14 protein-coding genes, 1 rRNA gene and 1 pseudogene are annotated in these 14,437 nt (G+C 67.7%); 9 read left to right on the plus strand and 7 right to left on the minus strand.

From position 1 onward, the window contains the following. Nucleotides 1–73: 73 nt before the first annotated feature. The 4 genes from ACNJ7E_RS16650 to ACNJ7E_RS16665 all read right to left on the minus strand — a co-directional run bounded on the left by ACNJ7E_RS16650 (nucleotide 74) and on the right by ACNJ7E_RS16665 (nucleotide 3,234). Entirely contained in the window at nucleotides 74–1,147 is a 1,074-nt protein-coding gene (locus ACNJ7E_RS16650; RefSeq protein ID WP_418340469.1) for an alkene reductase, read from the minus strand. Between the two features lie 161 nt (nucleotides 1,148–1,308). Next, entirely contained in the window at nucleotides 1,309–1,764 is a 456-nt protein-coding gene (locus tag ACNJ7E_RS16655) for a hypothetical protein (RefSeq protein ID WP_280784790.1), read from the minus strand. 73 nt (nucleotides 1,765–1,837) lie between these two features. After that, nucleotides 1,838–2,233 (minus strand): universal stress protein, encoded by a 396-nt coding sequence (locus ACNJ7E_RS16660; RefSeq protein WP_011596465.1) that lies wholly within the window; start codon nucleotides 2,231–2,233, stop codon nucleotides 1,838–1,840. Further along, entirely contained in the window at nucleotides 2,230–3,234 is a 1,005-nt protein-coding gene (locus tag ACNJ7E_RS16665) for a 2-hydroxyacid dehydrogenase (protein ID WP_418340470.1), read from the minus strand. The genes ACNJ7E_RS16660 and ACNJ7E_RS16665 overlap by 4 nt, the downstream gene beginning before the upstream one ends. A 351-nt stretch (nucleotides 3,235–3,585) precedes the next feature. Between ACNJ7E_RS16665 and ACNJ7E_RS16670 the strand changes: the two genes are divergently transcribed. The 8 genes and pseudogenes from ACNJ7E_RS16670 (at nucleotide 3,586) to ACNJ7E_RS16705 (ending at nucleotide 12,387) form a co-directional block, all read left to right on the plus strand. Further along, entirely contained in the window at nucleotides 3,586–5,169 is a 1,584-nt protein-coding gene (locus ACNJ7E_RS16670) for an ABC transporter substrate-binding protein (RefSeq protein WP_280784788.1), read from the plus strand. Nucleotides 5,170–5,236: 67 nt separating this feature from the next. Next, complete coding sequence (locus tag ACNJ7E_RS16675) at nucleotides 5,237–6,163, plus strand: ABC transporter permease (RefSeq protein ID WP_005256530.1); 927 nt, start codon at nucleotides 5,237–5,239, stop codon at nucleotides 6,161–6,163. 12 nt (nucleotides 6,164–6,175) lie between these two features. Then, entirely contained in the window at nucleotides 6,176–7,204 is a 1,029-nt protein-coding gene (locus ACNJ7E_RS16680) for an ABC transporter permease (protein WP_198602296.1), read from the plus strand. Continuing rightward, entirely contained in the window at nucleotides 7,201–8,229 is a 1,029-nt protein-coding gene (locus tag ACNJ7E_RS16685; protein ID WP_418340471.1) for an ABC transporter ATP-binding protein, read from the plus strand. The genes ACNJ7E_RS16680 and ACNJ7E_RS16685 overlap by 4 nt, the downstream gene beginning before the upstream one ends. Next, on the plus strand, nucleotides 8,222–9,232 hold the full coding sequence (locus ACNJ7E_RS16690) for an ABC transporter ATP-binding protein (RefSeq protein ID WP_005256534.1): 1,011 nt from the start codon (nucleotides 8,222–8,224) through the stop codon (nucleotides 9,230–9,232). Before ACNJ7E_RS16685 ends, ACNJ7E_RS16690 begins: the two co-directional genes overlap by 8 nt. Further along, nucleotides 9,229–9,945, plus strand: coding sequence for a sulfite exporter TauE/SafE family protein (locus ACNJ7E_RS16695; RefSeq protein WP_005256537.1), 717 nt, complete (start codon nucleotides 9,229–9,231; stop codon nucleotides 9,943–9,945). The genes ACNJ7E_RS16690 and ACNJ7E_RS16695 overlap by 4 nt, the downstream gene beginning before the upstream one ends. A 121-nt stretch (nucleotides 9,946–10,066) precedes the next feature. Next, nucleotides 10,067–11,407 (plus strand): glucarate dehydratase, encoded by a 1,341-nt coding sequence (gudD, locus tag ACNJ7E_RS16700; protein ID WP_016884543.1) that lies wholly within the window; start codon nucleotides 10,067–10,069, stop codon nucleotides 11,405–11,407. Further along, nucleotides 11,407–12,387: pseudogene (locus ACNJ7E_RS16705) on the plus strand (2-hydroxyacid dehydrogenase). Before gudD ends, ACNJ7E_RS16705 begins: the two are co-directional and overlap by 1 nt. Nucleotides 12,388–12,393: 6 nt before the next feature. On the opposite strand, the gene ACNJ7E_RS16710 reads toward ACNJ7E_RS16705, so the two are convergent. From ACNJ7E_RS16710 to ACNJ7E_RS16720, 3 genes are all read right to left on the minus strand, one after another. Continuing rightward, nucleotides 12,394–12,774 (minus strand): hemophore-related protein, encoded by a 381-nt coding sequence (locus ACNJ7E_RS16710; protein ID WP_283354566.1) that lies wholly within the window; start codon nucleotides 12,772–12,774, stop codon nucleotides 12,394–12,396. Between the two features lie 564 nt (nucleotides 12,775–13,338). Beyond that, nucleotides 13,339–13,587, minus strand: a complete 249-nt coding sequence (locus ACNJ7E_RS16715; protein ID WP_005569242.1) for an alpha/beta fold hydrolase — start codon at nucleotides 13,585–13,587, stop codon at nucleotides 13,339–13,341. Between the two features lie 24 nt (nucleotides 13,588–13,611). Next, entirely contained in the window at nucleotides 13,612–13,743 is a 132-nt protein-coding gene (locus tag ACNJ7E_RS16720) for a hypothetical protein (RefSeq protein WP_418340472.1), read from the minus strand. A gap of 626 nt (nucleotides 13,744–14,369) precedes the next feature. Between ACNJ7E_RS16720 and ACNJ7E_RS16725 the strand changes: the two genes are divergently transcribed. Next, nucleotides 14,370–14,437: ribosomal RNA gene (locus ACNJ7E_RS16725) — 16S ribosomal RNA — on the plus strand; the annotation flags it as partial.

Raw genomic sequence — 14,437 nt, forward strand, 5'->3', positions numbered from 1 at the left:
GGGCGTCCGTCGGATAGCGCTGTGGCCCATGACCTGGCGTCATGGGCCACAACGTGTCGGCATGCGGGTGGGCTCAGTGCTGCAACACCGGGTAGTCGGTGTAGCCCTTCGCGCCCTCCGAGTAGAAGGTCTCGGGGTCCGGCGTGTTGAGCGGCAGGTCTTCCTGCCAGCGCCGCACGAGATCCGGGTTGGCGATCGCGGGACGCCCGACGACGACGGCATCGGCGTGGCCGTCGTCGAGGATGGCCAGCGCTTCGTCGCGGGTGGTGACCGCCCCGAAACCACTGTTGATCAGCACCGGGCCGCCGAAGCGCGTCCGCAGGTCCTGGGCAAGGGGCCCGGACGGGTCCTTGTGCAGAATGCTCAGGTAGGCGGGCTTCAACGGAGCAATGGCGTCGACCAGCGCGCCGTAGGTGGCCCGAACGTCGTCGGCGTCCAGTTCCAGGGCGTCCTGGATGTTGTGTTCGGGTGAGATGCGGATACCCACCCGCCCGGCGCCGATGGCGTCTGCGACGGCCTCGACCACCTCGACGACGAAGCGTGCCCGGTTCGCGGGGGAGCCGCCGTACGCGTCCTCACGCAGGTTGGATGCCGGGGAGAGGAATTCGTGCAGCAGGTAGCCGTTGGCGGCGTGGATTTCGACGCCGTCCATCCCGGCTGCCACCGCGTTCCGCGACGCCTGGACGAAATCCTCGATGACGGCGGGGAGTTCCTCGGTACGCAGCGCGCGGGGCACCGGGTACGGAGCCTTCCCCTCATAGGTGCGGGTCTCACCGTCGATGGCGACGGCGCTCGGGCCCACCACCTCGTGACCGCCGGTGGTTCCCTCGTGCGTGACGCGGCCGGCGTGCATGACCTGGGCGACGATCCGTCCACCCGCCTCATGCACGGCGTCGGCGACGTTCTTCCAGCCCGCAACCTGCTCGGGTGTCACCAGCCCGGGCTGGCCGGGGAAGCCCTGGCCGGCGTGGCTGGGGTACGTGCCTTCGCCGACGATCAGACCGAGAGAGGCCCGCTGACGGTAGTGCTCGACCACCAGCGGTCCGGGCACACCGTCACGCCCGGAGCGGACGCGGGTCAGGGGTGCCATCACGACCCGATTGGGCAGTTCCAGTTCGCCGAGTGTCAAGGGGGAGAAGAGATTCACAGATATCGGTCTTTCCGTAGGCGTGTTCGGCAGCGCCGTTCTCGGTGCCGCCGCGCAGGATCGGGATCCACTGGGGGAACGGGCCTACGGGCCGGGCTATTCCGACTAGAGACGGCCGTCACTGTGAGGGCACCGTCCCCGAGTCAGGGAATTGTGCTCGCCTACAGGCTGTGGTCGCATTCGAGCAGGGCGTCGAGCCACAGCAAGGCTTCGACGAGGGCCTGCATGCGAATGAGTGCGGTGTCGGCAGGCACGGGCGGCGGGGGATCGGATCCCTCCCGATGCCCGCTCTGCAGGTGTCTCACGACGGCGGTGAACAGCCACTCGGCGGGCGCGGGCAATTCCTCGTTCAGCTCGGCGGTGTCGTGCACGACGGGTACGACGCTGATGAAGCTGTCGACGGCGTCGGTGACGCTCGAGGCCGGATCCGCGATGAGGTCGGCGATGGTCGTGACGATCCACGCCACGACCGCCGTGAACGCCGACCGGTCGCTGCCGTGGTCGCACGCGATCTGGGAGATCTCGGGTGCGAGCGCCTGGAAGTCGCGGTCGCCGACCAAGGTCAGGAGGCGACCGCCCAGTTCCGCGCCGTCAGCGCGCTGAGGCCCATCGATCATGGCTGTCCCACGGCTGGTATTCGGCGCCGTGAGCGTTATGGATGGGCCGGGGAATCAACCTCGTCCGTGCCGCTCAGACCTCTGCTGCGACGGGCGGCTTGACTCCGACGACGGGGCACTGCGCTTCGAGGAGCACACGCTGGGCAACGCTGCCCATGAGGAGTTTGCCGACGGGGGAGCGTCGCCGCATGCCGAGGACGAGGAGTTCGGCGGCGGAGTCGTAGGACGCGTCGATGAGGTTGTCGGCGTGGGAGCGGTCGGGTTCGTTCCGCGCGATGCGGTAGTCGACGCCGGCTGCGTCCGCTTCCTCCCTCGCGGAGTGCAGTTCGGCCCCGAAGCCGGGATTCGAGGCGCTGTCGCCGTCCGCGATCACCACGAGATCGGTTGCGCGCATGCGGGCTTCGGCGAATCCGAAGGCCAGGGCGCCACGACCTTCGACTGTCGGGACGTAGCTGAGAATAACGCTCATCGTGACCTCGGCTCGAGTACGGGGGTGGTCAGGGTGCCCTGGGCGAGGTATTCGTCGAGGTTCTGCAGGGTGAGAGCCTCCATCGCGGCCCGGGTCTCGGTCGTGCCGCTCGCGACGTGGGGGAGGAGAACGACGGTGTCGAGCGCGAGGAGCGCTTCGGGAACGTGCGGTTCCCTGGCGAACACGTCCAGTCCGGCACCGGCGAGTTTGCGTTCGGTGAGCAGTTCGACGAGCGCGTCTTCGTCGACGACGCTTCCGCGTGCCACGTTGATCAGGTAGCCGTCGGGTCCGAGGGCTTCGAGAACCTGTCGGTCCACGAGCTTTTCGGTACCCTTTCCGCCCGCTGCGGCGACGATCAGCACATCCACCCCGGCGGCGAGTGCGGCGGCCGAGCCGACGTACGAGAACGGGGAGCCGGGAACCTCGCGCCGATTGTGGTAGGAGATCGTGCAACCGAAGCCGGTGAGGCGGGTGGCGATGGCGGAGCCGATACGTCCCAGCCCGACGATGCCGACCCGCGTGCCGCTCACCTTCCGGGTGAGGGGGAAGTTGCCCTCGGCGGGCCAGCGGCCGTCGCGCACGAAGCGGTCGGCGGCGGAGAAGCCGCGGAGCGTGTCGATCAGCAATCCGACGGCGGTGTCGGCGACGCAGTCGGTGAGGACGTCGGGGGTGTTGCTCACGCCGATTCCGAGCTCCTCGGCGAGCACGACATCGGTTGTGTCGTAACCGACTCCGAAGTGCACGATGGCGCCGAGGTTCGGCAGGTCCGTCATCAGCGCGGCGTCGACTCCGGTGCGGCCGGACGTCACGACCGCGGTGACGGACTCGCCGTGTTCGGCGAGGAAGCTGGTGCGGTCGTCGTCCAGCGGGAGGTCGAGTGCGTCGTACTTCTCGGCGAGCGTCGCGGTGAGGGACGGCTTCAGCGGCCCGACCTTCAGGACGCGTCCTCCCGAAACAGTCTGTACAGCAGCTTCTTTCACGGACGACTCAGCGGTCACCATCGTGCCTCCTGACGAGTGGTGACGCGACTCTCCGCGTCACCGGTTACCCGTACGTTAAGCGGCGCCCGGAATACCTGTCCAACACGTAAATAACATGGATCGATACTCAAACGGCATTGGTTGGCGGCGCGTTGACGTGCGCAGATGCCGAAACCCCCTGTATGTGCCGGTCAGGGGCCTGCCGGCGTGATCGCAGTCTCCATCAATTGTGCGTGTGACGACCCTCACGAGCTGTTTCGGGCCGTTTCCCCCTGTTGACGCTCCTCCGGGCCGCTCATAGCGTGTGTCTACCGTCACAGGCGGGCCTCTTCACTCGCGTCGAGTACGCGACACATCCCTACGGAGGACACCATGAGCCCTGCACGTTCGCTGCAGCAGGGAACCCGTTACCGCGCCGTCGTCGTGGCCACCGCCGCACTGACGGTGCCGGCTCTGGTCACAGGTTGCTCGGTGGCCAATTCGAGCCACAGCGACGCCGCCAGCCCCGACACGTTGCGGATCGTGCTCCCCCAGGAGCCGCCCACGCTCGAACCCTGCGACGCGTCACTCACCTCTACCGGAGTCGTCGTCCGCTCCAACATCACCGAGCCGCTGGTGGAACGCAACGCCGATACCGGCGATCTCGAACCGAAGCTCGCCGACTCGTGGGAGCAGACGTCGGACACGGTCTGGACGTTCCGGATCCGTCCGGGCGTCACGTTCAGCGACGGCAGCGTCTTCGATGCCGAGGACGCGGCCTTCTCGATCGATCGCACCGTCAACTCCACCATCGGCTGCGACGTCGACGGGTACGTCTTCGGCGACGACGAACTCGAGGTGAACGCGATCGACCCGTCGACCGTGACGGTGCAGACTCCCGTCGCCGACCCGATCCTTCCGCTGCGGATCTCGTTCGTGGAGATGGTGCCCTCCACCACCGACGCCCAGGACAAGGTGCGCGATCCGATCGGCACCGGCCCCTACAAGATCGACTACTGGGATCACGGCCAGCGGCTCGCGCTGGTCCGCAACGACACGTACTGGGGCCCGGCGCCCGAGTACACGCGGGCGATCTACCAGTGGCGGACCGAGGGCAGCGTCCGGGCCGCGATGGTCACCAACGACGAGGCCGAACTCGCCACGTACCTCGGTCCGGAGGACGGCGCGGGCGACCTCGGTGTCGCCTACCCCAACAACGAGACGACGGCGCTGCGCATGATGGCCACCGAACCGCCGCTCGACGATTACCGCGTCCGCGAGGCCATCGACCTCTCCGTCAACCGGGCGGGGATCGTCAAGGCACTGTTCCAGGGTCTCGGCGAGCCGGCCGGGCAACTCGTCGGCAGCAGCATCGTCGGGTTCGACCCCGACCTGCAGCCGACCCCGTACGACTCCGATCGCGCCGCGCAACTGGTGGCGGAGGCGAAGGCCGACGGCGTTCCCGTCGACAACCAGATCCGCCTGATCGGGCGCACGGGCCAGTTCCCGAAGATCAACGAGACCATCGAGGTCATCCAGAACTCGCTGAGCAAGGCCGGCCTGAACGTGAAGATCGAGATGATGGACACGGCCGGGCAGATGCAGTACCAGATCCGGCCGTTCCCGCAGGGCACCGGACCGATTCTGCTGATGATCCAGCACGGCAACCAGGCGGGTGACGCGCAGTTCACCGTCGACCAGTACATGCGCAGCGACGGATACCAGAGCTACTTCGGCTCGCCCGGATACGACGCGCAGATCGACGCCGCCGAGCAACTCGTCGGCGACGCCCGGCAGGACGCGTTCGCCTCGGTACTGGCCAACGAGCCGAAGGAGATCCGGCAGTTCGCGTACATCGCCCACATGAACGCGGTGCTCGCCAAGTCCCCGACGGTGCAGTACGCGCCCAACTCCGCGACCGGCGACGAGATGCGCCTGAGCGAGATGACCCACGCGGACACATCCGCGAACGGCTAACCCCTCTTCCCAGCCCCCCGGAGGAACTGAGATGTCCCAACCGAACCCGATCCGAAGGCGGTGAGTCATGTTCGCCTTCCTGCGCCGACGCGTCTACACCAGCCTCGTACCCCTCCTCGTCGTCCTCTTCGGTGTGTTCCTGCTCGCCCGCCTCACCGGCGACCCGACCAACCTGTACCTCCCGGTCTCCGCGACACCGGATCAGCGCGCCGAGTTCGCGGCCGAGAACGGCCTCGACAAGCCGGTCCTGAGCCAGATGGTCGACTACCTGTCCGGGGTTGCCCACCTCGACTTCGGCGAATCGCTGCGCACCGGTGAATCCGCCGCGACCATGGCGTTGCGGGCGTTCCCGGCCACGCTGCAGCTGGCGTTCTTCACGATGCTGCTCGCGATCATCGGCGCCATCGTGATCGGCTGCTGGGCGGCGTACCGGCCGAATTCGCTCGCCGACCGGATCTCGAGCCTGCTGTCGATGACCGCGGCCAGCATCCCCGACTTCTGGTTCGCCATCACCGGTGTGTGGATCTTCGCGGTGGTGCTGGGGGTGCTGCCCACGTCGGGTACCGGAAGCGCGCTGTCGTGGATCCTGCCGATCGCCACCCTGCTGATCCGGCCGCTCGGCGTGCTCACCCAGGTGGTCCGCGGTGCGATGGTGTCGGCGCTGTCCGCACCATACGTACGACTTGCCCGGAGCAAGGGCGCGGGCGATCTGCGCGTCGTCACCCATCACGCGCTCCGCAACGCCGCGGCTCCGGCGCTGACGGTGGCCGGCGACCTCACCGTCGGACTGGTCAACGGCGCCGTCGTCGTCGAGGCGATCTTCGGATGGCCCGGCATCGGCAAGCTGATGATCGACGCGATCCTGCAGCGCGATTTCGCAGTACTGCAGGCGGCGGTGCTGCTGACCGCGGTCAGCATCTTCGTCCTCAACATCCTGATCGACGCGGGCTACGCACTTCTCGACGCGCGTGTCCGTGAGAAGTCCAAGGTCTAGGAGGCCGCCGAGATGTCCATAGACAACGCACCCCGCCTGGACGGGGCCGGCGACCTCTACCCGGGCCCCGACGAGACGCCTGCCGTCGCTGCCCCCGTCGGAGAAACCGGTCCGGCACCGAAACCGTCCCGGAGCAAGGCGCCGTTGTGGCGACTGCTCCTGCGGGACCGGATGGCCACGGTCGCGGCGGCGATCCTGGTGTTCGTGTTCCTCGTCGCCGTGTTCGGCCCGTGGCTCGTCGGCGACGCCGCGACGGATCAGAACCTCGACCAGTCCAACCTCGCACCGTTCCACGTGGCGAACGGGTGGATGAACATCCTCGGCACCGACCCGCTCGGACGCAGCATGCTGGCCCGGCTGATCGTCGCGTGCCGCACCACCCTCCTGGTGGCGCTGCCCGCGGTCGCGCTGTCCTGCATCATCGGGTCCCTCGTCGGCATGTGGGCGGGCTACCACCGCGGCTGGCGGGAGACGACGGCGATGCGTGTCGCCGACGTCATCATGAGCTTCCCGTCGCTGCTGATGGCCGTCGTCGTCCTCTACGTGTTCTCGCCCAGCGCCGCGAACATCGTCCTGGTCCTGGCCATCACCCGCATCCCGATCTACCTCCGCACCGCCCGCGCGGAGTCGGCGGAACTGCAGAGCCGGTTGTTCGTGGACGCCGCCCGCACGTTCGGCGCCCGCAGCGGGGCCGTCATCCGCAGGCACGTGTTCCCCATCCTGCTGCCGACGCTGCTCACCGTCGCCACCCTCGACTTCTGCTACGTGATGCTGGCCGAGTCGTCGCTGAGCTTCCTGGGCATCGGCATCCAGCCGCCGGACATCAGCTGGGGCCTGATGGTGTCCCAGGGCCGGACGTACCTGCAGACGGCGTGGTGGCTGTCGTTCTTCCCCGGCCTCGCCATCGTGATCACCACCGTGTCGGCGACCGTGCTCGCGGCATGGGCGCGGATCGCCACCGACCCCGCCCAGCGCTGGCGTCTGACCGTCCCGCGGTCGCGTCGCTCCCGGCTGTTCCCCACCCGAAAGGTCGTCTCATGAGTGCACCCGCACCGGCTGTCGAATCGCCCGACGTCGCAGACACCGACCGCGTCGCCCTCGAGGTCGCGGATCTGACCGTCGACCTGCGCACCCCCTCGGGCTCGGTCCGGGCCGTCGACCACGTGTCGTTCACCGCGCGGCGCGGGGAGACCCTCGCGCTGCTCGGTGAGTCGGGGTGCGGCAAGTCGATGACCGCGCAGGCGCTCGTCGGCCTGCTCGAACCGATCGCCGACATCACCGACGGCTCGGTCCGTCTCGGCGACGTCGACCTGGTGACGGCGAAGGCCAGGACCCGCCGCACCCTCGCCGCCACCGAACTCGCCATCGTGTTCCAGGACGCGCTGACCGCGCTCAACCCGGTGTACACGGTCGGCAAGCAGTTGGCCGAACCGTTCCGCATCCATCGCGGGCTGTCCTCGAAAGAGGCGCGACGGGAAGCGGTCTCGCTGATGGAGAGGGTCGGGATTCCCGAGCCCGAATCGCGCGTCGACTCCTACCCGCACCAGTTCTCCGGCGGCATGCGGCAGCGCCTGCTGATCGCGATGGCCGTCGCACTGAGCCCGACGGTCCTGCTCGCCGACGAACCGACAACGGCGCTCGACGTCACGGTGCAGGCGCAGATCATGTCGCTGCTGCGGGACCTGCGCACCGAGCACGACATGGCTGTCATCCTCATCACCCACGACCTCGCCTTGGTCGCGGAGGAGGCCGACCGCGTCGCGATCATGTACGCGGGCAACGTCGTCGAGACCGGTCCGGTCGCCGAGGTGTTCTCGTCGCCGCAACACCCGTACACCAAGGGGCTGCTCGATTCGGTCCCCGTGCACGCGGTCCGCGGGGAGGACCTGAAATCCATCGGCGGCACCCCGCCCGACCTGCACTCCATTCCGTCCGGCTGCGTCTATCAGGCGCGCTGCCCACTGGCCCGCGACCTGTGCCGCACCACCCGCCCACCGCTCGCCGACGTCGCCACATCTGGTCGCCGCTCGGCGTGCCACTTCCCCGAGGAGATCTCTCATGTCTGAGTCGATTCTGAAGGTGCGGGGCCTCACCAAGACGTTCAAGGTGCCTGCCAACGCGGCGGGCAAGAATCAGTTGCGCGCGCTCGACGGCATCGACCTCGACCTCGCCCGCGGCGAAACGCTCGGGCTCGTCGGCGAATCGGGCTGTGGCAAGTCCACTCTCGCCCGCACGCTGATGATGCTCGAGCGCCCGGACTCCGGTTCGGTGACGTGGGACGGCGTCGACCCGTTCTCGCTGAAGGGCAAGGACCTGCTCGCGCTGCGCCGCCGCGTGCAGATGGTGTTCCAGGACCCGTACGCGTCGCTGAACTCCCGGATGTCGGCGGCCGACATCATCGCCGAGCCGTGGCGCACCCACAAGACGATGTACAAGACGAGCCGCGACCGGGCGGCGCGCGTGCGGGAACTGCTGCACCTGGTGGGCCTGCGGCCGAGCGACGAGCACCGCTACCCGCAGGAGTTCTCCGGCGGTCAGCGTCAGCGACTCGGGATCGCCCGCGCCCTGGCGTTGAACCCGAGCGTCGTCATCTGCGACGAACCCGTGTCGGCGCTCGACCTGTCGGTGCAGGCGCAGGTGCTCAACCTGCTGAACGACCTGCAGAAGCAGCTCGGCATCTCTTACGTGTTCATCTCGCACGACCTGTCGGTGGTGCGGCACGTCGCCGACCGCGTCGCCGTGATGTACCTCGGGCGGATCGTGGAGACGGGTGCGACGGACGCCGTCTTCGACCGTCCCGCCCACCCGTACACCGAGGCCCTGATGTCGGCGGCACCGAAGCTGGACGCCGAATCCCGGGGCAAGCGGATCATCCTCGACGGTGAAGTGCCGTCGCCGCTGAACCCGCCGTCGGGCTGCCGGTTCCGCACCCGCTGCGCCCACGCGACCGACATCTGCGCGAGCACAGTGCCGCCCGCCGCGGTCGACGAGCGGGAGAGCGGCCACGTCGCCGAATGCCACCATCCCCGGCGTCCGATCGAACTCGGCGTCCCCGTCGCGGTCGGGTGAGCGGGGCAGAGTTCGCGATCATCGCGTTCGCCGTCTTTCTCGCCTCGTGCATGCAGGCGTCGATCGGATTCGGGATGGGCATGCTCGCGGCACCCGTCGTCGCGCTCGTCGATCCGGGCCTGCTGCCCGGGACGCTGATCATGACGGCGACGGTCGTCACGGTGATGGTGGTGTGGCGGGAACGCGACGCCCTCGATCTGTCGGGCACCGGGTGGGCGCTGGCCGGCCGGGTGCCGGGCACGATCGCGGGCGCGTTGCTGCTGGTGGTGCTCCCGGAACGGGGGCTGTCGCTGCTGCTCGCGGCCGTGGTGCTGGCCGGGGTCGTCTTCGCGACGCTGGGCTGGGCACCGCCGCCGCGACGCCGGAACCTCGCCGTCGCAGGCGCCGCGTCGGGTCTGCTCGGCACGGCCACGTCGATCGGCGGACCGCCGATGGCACTGGTGATGCAGGGGTCGAAGGGGGCGCAGCTGCGTGGCAACATGAGCGCGTTCTTCCTGGTGGGCTCCACACTGTCGGTGGCCGTTCTCGCCGCGACGGGGTCGGTGCACCGCGAGTCGGCGGTGATGTTCCTGCTGCTGATCCCGGCGACGGTGCTCGGCTACGTGGCCTCGCGGTTCGTGAATCGCCACCTGGACGCGGCGCGCCTGCGCCGGGCGTCGATCACGGTGTCCTGTGTGGGTGCGTTGATGCTGATCGGACAACAACTTCTCTGATGCAGTGTCTGCATCGTTCGATGCTCAACAAGTCTTGGACATGTATCGATCGGGCCACTTAGAGTTTTGGTTGTGAGGCGCCTCACGGGCGGCGCTGCGCTGTGAAGGAAGGTTTTCGGAGATGAGTACAACGAGCACCACCCCGGTTGTCACCGACATGCGAGTGGTCCCGATCGCGGGACACGACAGCATGCTCCTGAACCTGTCCGGCGCGCATGCCCCGTACTTCACCCGGAACCTGGTGATCCTCACCGATTCCGACGGCAACACCGGTGTCGGCGAGGTGCCCGGCGGTGAACCGATCCGCCGTACCCTCGAAGACGCCCGCGCGATCGTGACGGGGCGCAGCATCGGCGAGTACAACGGCGTTCTCGCCGATCTGCGACGCACGTTCGCCGACCGGGACGCGGCGGGCCGCGGCAACCAGACGTTCGACCTTCGTGTCGCGATCCACGCCGTCACCGCCGTCGAGTCGGCACTCCTCGACGTTCTCGGGCAGCACCTCGGTGTTCCCGTCGCGGCCCTGCTCGGCGAGGGTCAGCAGCGCGAGAAGGTGCAGGCGCTCGGCTACCTCTTCTTCGTCGGCGACCGCAACAAGACTGACCTCGAGTACCAGTCGGGTGCGGCGGAGTCCGACGACTGGCTGCGCCTGCGGCACGAGGAGGCGCTGACACCGGACGCGGTCGTGCGACTGGCCGAGGCGGCTCAGGCGCGATACGGCTTCGCCGACTTCAAGCTCAAGGGCGGCGTCCTGGCACCCCGCGAGGAGGCGGCGGCCGTCACGGCGCTGGCCGAGCGATTCCCCGACGCCCGGATCACCCTCGACCCCAACGGCGGTTGGCTGCTGTCGGAGGCGATCGAGACGTGCCGCGGGCTGAAAGACGTTCTCGCGTATGCCGAGGACCCGGTCGGCCCCGAGGGCAGCTTCTCCGGTCGAGAGGTGATGAGCGAATTCAAGCGCGCCACCGGACTGCCGACCGCCACCAACATGATCGCCACCGACTGGCGCGAGATGGGGCACACCATCCGCTCCGGCGCCGTCGACATCCCGCTCGCCGACCCGCACTTCTGGACCATGAACGGATCCGTCCGCGTCGCCCAGCTCTGCGACGCGTGGGGCCTCACGTGGGGTTCGCATTCCAACAACCACTTCGACGTGTCGCTCGCGATGTTCACCCACGTCGCGGCCGCGGCTCCGGGCGACATCACCGCCATCGATACGCACTGGATCTGGCAGGACGGTCAGCGGATCACGAAGGACCCGTTCGAGATCGAAGACGGCTACCTCACCGTGCCGTCGACCCCCGGCCTCGGTGTCGAACTCGACATGGACCGCGTCGAGGCCGCCCACGAGCTGTACCGGCAGAAGGGGCTCGGCGCGCGCGACGACTCGATCGGCATGCAGTTCCTGGTGCCCGGCTGGACGTTCGACAGCAAGCGCCCGGCGTTGGTGCGCGCCTGATGAAGGTCGTCGTCGGCGACCGGAACCTGCTGCCGCATCGCGAACTGTTCGAGACGGGGCTGCCGTCCGGTGCGACGGTGTCGTGGCATCGGGCATTCGACGAGTCGGCCATCGTCGCCGACCTCGCCGACGCCGACGTCTAAGTGGGCGGCCGGTTCACCGCCGCGATGGCTGCCGCTGCGCCGAAGTTGCGCCTGCTGCACGTCGCCGGCGCGGGCACCGACAACGTGGCGTTCGCCGCGCTGCCCGCGGACACCCTGGTGGCCAACACCTTCCACCACGAGGACTCGATCGCCGAGTACATCGTGTCGGCGGCGCTGATGCTGCGACGCGGATTCCTCCGGCACGATCGCGCCCTCCGCGGCGACGTGTGGGCCACCTCGGTGTACGACGACGCGATCGGGCAGTCCCGGTCGATGCGGGGCGCGCGGGTCGGATTCGTCGGCTTCGGTCACATCGGCCGGCGGTCGTGGAACGTGCTGCGCGCGTTCGGGTCCGAGGGCTGCGCCGTGACCGGGCGGGGCAATCTCGACGCCGCCGAGGAAGGCCTGGCCTGGGCAGGGGGCAACACGTCGCTGCTGCGGCTCCTGACGGAGTCCGACGTCGTGGTGGTGTCCGCGCCCCTGAACGATCACACCCGCGACATGATCGGCGACGCGGAACTCGACGCGCTCGGCCCCGACGGCATCCTGATCAACGTCGGGCGCGGCCCCCTCATCCAGGAACAACCGCTGTACGACGCGCTGGCGTCGCACCGGATCGCGGCCGCGGCGATCGACGTCTGGTACTCCTACCCCGACGCCGGCGGTCACGGCGCCCCGAGCGCGCTGCCGTTCCGCGACCTGCCGAACGTCCTGATGACCCCGCACTCGTCCGGCGTCACCGACCACACGTTCGTCGGCCGGGTCGGCGACATCACCGACAACATCCGCAGGCTGGACACGGGGCAGACGGTCCTGCGCACCGTCCGCCCCGGCTAGCGTGCGTCAGTAGTTACCGCAGGTCTCGGCGATCGCCAGCGCTTTCGCGCGCCACTCGACGGCCGGGCCCTCGGTAGGCACGGTGTCCAGTCGGCTCTTCAGCTGCGGGTGGGCGTCGAGGACGGCCTGGCGGTCGGCCGGGGACTTAGAGAAGAAGTCCGCCAGCTGAGCCTTGCGCTCGGGTGCCTGGTCGAGGCGTGCGGCGAGCTGCGGAGTCACGTCGTGCATCGCCGCATCGATCTGCGCGAAGCTGCACGTGGAGTTCACGAGGCGGGAAGAGTCGGAGTCGGCCGGATCCGCGGAGGCGATGCCCGGGATCACGAGGGCGGCGGAGATCGCGCCGACGGCGGCGATACCGAATTGCAGACGTGCTCGTGAAACATTCATGACGAGTCCTCCCATGTCGGTTGGTTTGCCGGGGAAACGATAGGGGCCCGAATTGTGACTTTCCTGAGGACCGTCTGAGAATTGGTGCGGCGAACTGGACTCCGAAGATGGTGCGCAACGCGAAGGCCGCACGTCAGCAGCCCACCGATCGGCGTTCGGCGTTCGACAGGTTCGTGGAGCAGATCGAACTCCGGGTCAGTCAGGCGCCATTCCAGCCGTGTGGGGTCATCCACAGCCCGTGGACGAGGTCGAGGGTGTCGGGTGCTGCGGTGTGACCTTTCATGACTGTGATCCTTTTGTCTCGGGTGAGGGGATGCCACGAGGTGTAGGTAGACCGCGAGCACGGCGCCGTCGATCCGCGCGGATGACTTTCTTGCCGCCGACATCGAACGGCACTGTCTGGTCGTCGTCACGTGAATGACGAGGGTGGGGACGTCGACCTTGTCGAGGTCAGCTCGGAAGTCCGTCGCCGAGAACGCGGCGATGCCTTCGTAGGCGTTGTGGTGACCCCCCTGATTTGCCTGCGACCAGAACGAGTCGCGTACACCCTGGGACGGGTGACTGTCAGGTCGGTTGCGCCGAAGAATCGAAGGCTTCGACCGGGATGCCGTCGGGGTTGTCGGCGGTCTGCAGCATGAACGGCGGCACCGCCGAGGCGAGCACGATCTGGGCGACCCGGCCGGTCCCGTGCCGTCCGGCGTATCTACTCACCTCACCACCGCCGGTCGAGAGACCGACCAGCGTGGTGTCGTGAAGGTCGAGGTGCTCGAGTAGCGCCGCGAGGTCGGTCCTGCGCTTCCCAGCTGTCCGCATTGAGCGGCCACCCGTGGCTCAGGACTACGGGCGGCCGGCACCCCGGTCCTTGTAGGGGATCTCGGTGCCGCCGAGAGTGGTGACTGCCGGTATGCCGTACTTCTCGATGAGGACTCCCCGATGAAGAGTGAGTGGTAGTGGGAGCGACGGTCCCACCGTCGACCTTTCGGACCTGCTAAACCGGCTCAGCGTGCACGCTTCTGGTCTGACGGTGCACGCCGGCACGAATGGCAGATCCGGCGGAGTTCAGCGTGCAAATCCCCGCGACCAGGCGATTTGGAATATCGCGTGCGGTGCGCGTAACTTATTCCAAGTCAGAGCGACACGGACACCGACATTCACCACCTGGTGATGCAACGAGGTTGTACGAAGTGCCTGACCAATCCGAAGTTCACCATCGTGTATGGTTGTGCTTCAACCCCGGAATGTCTTCAGCGGGTGCCGGTTTGCGCCGGTCAGTCCGATGAGATAAGCTGGAAAAGTTGCCCCGGAGCGGCTGGCGAGTGTGCCAGAAGTGATGGTGTGTGCGTGTTCTTTGAGAACTCAACAGTGTGTCGATGAATGTCAGTGCCAAATGTTTTTGGTACTCCGCATCACGGATGATCAACTGGCCCTTCGGGTTTGGTTGTGAGTTGTGGTGTGGGTATTTGCTGGCTCTTCTCCTTCTTCCGTCGGAGGGGGTCAGTGTTTGAAAATGCTAGTTTGAGTTTTTGATTGCTAGTGATTTGACTCGATGTCTATGACTGATTAGAGACCTTTTGGGGTTTCGAAATCTAGAGTCTTCAACGGAGAGTTTGATCCTGGCTCAGGACGAACGCTGGCGGCGTGCTTAACACATGCAAGTCGAGCG

It is taken from the genome of Rhodococcus mengyinensis, assembly GCF_048381435.1.
In the GTDB taxonomy this organism is placed as follows: Bacteria; Actinomycetota; Actinomycetes; order Mycobacteriales; family Mycobacteriaceae; genus Rhodococcus_F; species Rhodococcus_F opacus_D.

Coding starts and splice junctions, on each gene's coding strand:
- ACNJ7E_RS16660 (WP_011596465.1), bottom strand. CDS start 2,233: ATGAGCGTTATTCTCAGCTACGTCCCGACAGTCGAAGGTCGTGGCGCC.
- ACNJ7E_RS16665 (WP_418340470.1), bottom strand. CDS start 3,234: ATGGTGACCGCTGAGTCGTCCGTGAAAGAAGCTGCTGTACAGACTGTT.
- gudD (WP_016884543.1), top strand. CDS start 10,067: ATGAGTACAACGAGCACCACCCCGGTTGTCACCGACATGCGAGTGGTC.
- ACNJ7E_RS16710 (WP_283354566.1), bottom strand. CDS start 12,774: ATGAATGTTTCACGAGCACGTCTGCAATTCGGTATCGCCGCCGTCGGC.
- ACNJ7E_RS16675 (WP_005256530.1), top strand. CDS start 5,237: ATGTTCGCCTTCCTGCGCCGACGCGTCTACACCAGCCTCGTACCCCTC.
- ACNJ7E_RS16670 (WP_280784788.1), top strand. CDS start 3,586: ATGAGCCCTGCACGTTCGCTGCAGCAGGGAACCCGTTACCGCGCCGTC.
- ACNJ7E_RS16715 (WP_005569242.1), bottom strand. CDS start 13,587: ATGCGGACAGCTGGGAAGCGCAGGACCGACCTCGCGGCGCTACTCGAG.
- ACNJ7E_RS16690 (WP_005256534.1), top strand. CDS start 8,222: ATGTCTGAGTCGATTCTGAAGGTGCGGGGCCTCACCAAGACGTTCAAG.
- ACNJ7E_RS16655 (WP_280784790.1), bottom strand. CDS start 1,764: ATGATCGATGGGCCTCAGCGCGCTGACGGCGCGGAACTGGGCGGTCGC.
- ACNJ7E_RS16680 (WP_198602296.1), top strand. CDS start 6,176: ATGTCCATAGACAACGCACCCCGCCTGGACGGGGCCGGCGACCTCTAC.
- ACNJ7E_RS16685 (WP_418340471.1), top strand. CDS start 7,201: ATGAGTGCACCCGCACCGGCTGTCGAATCGCCCGACGTCGCAGACACC.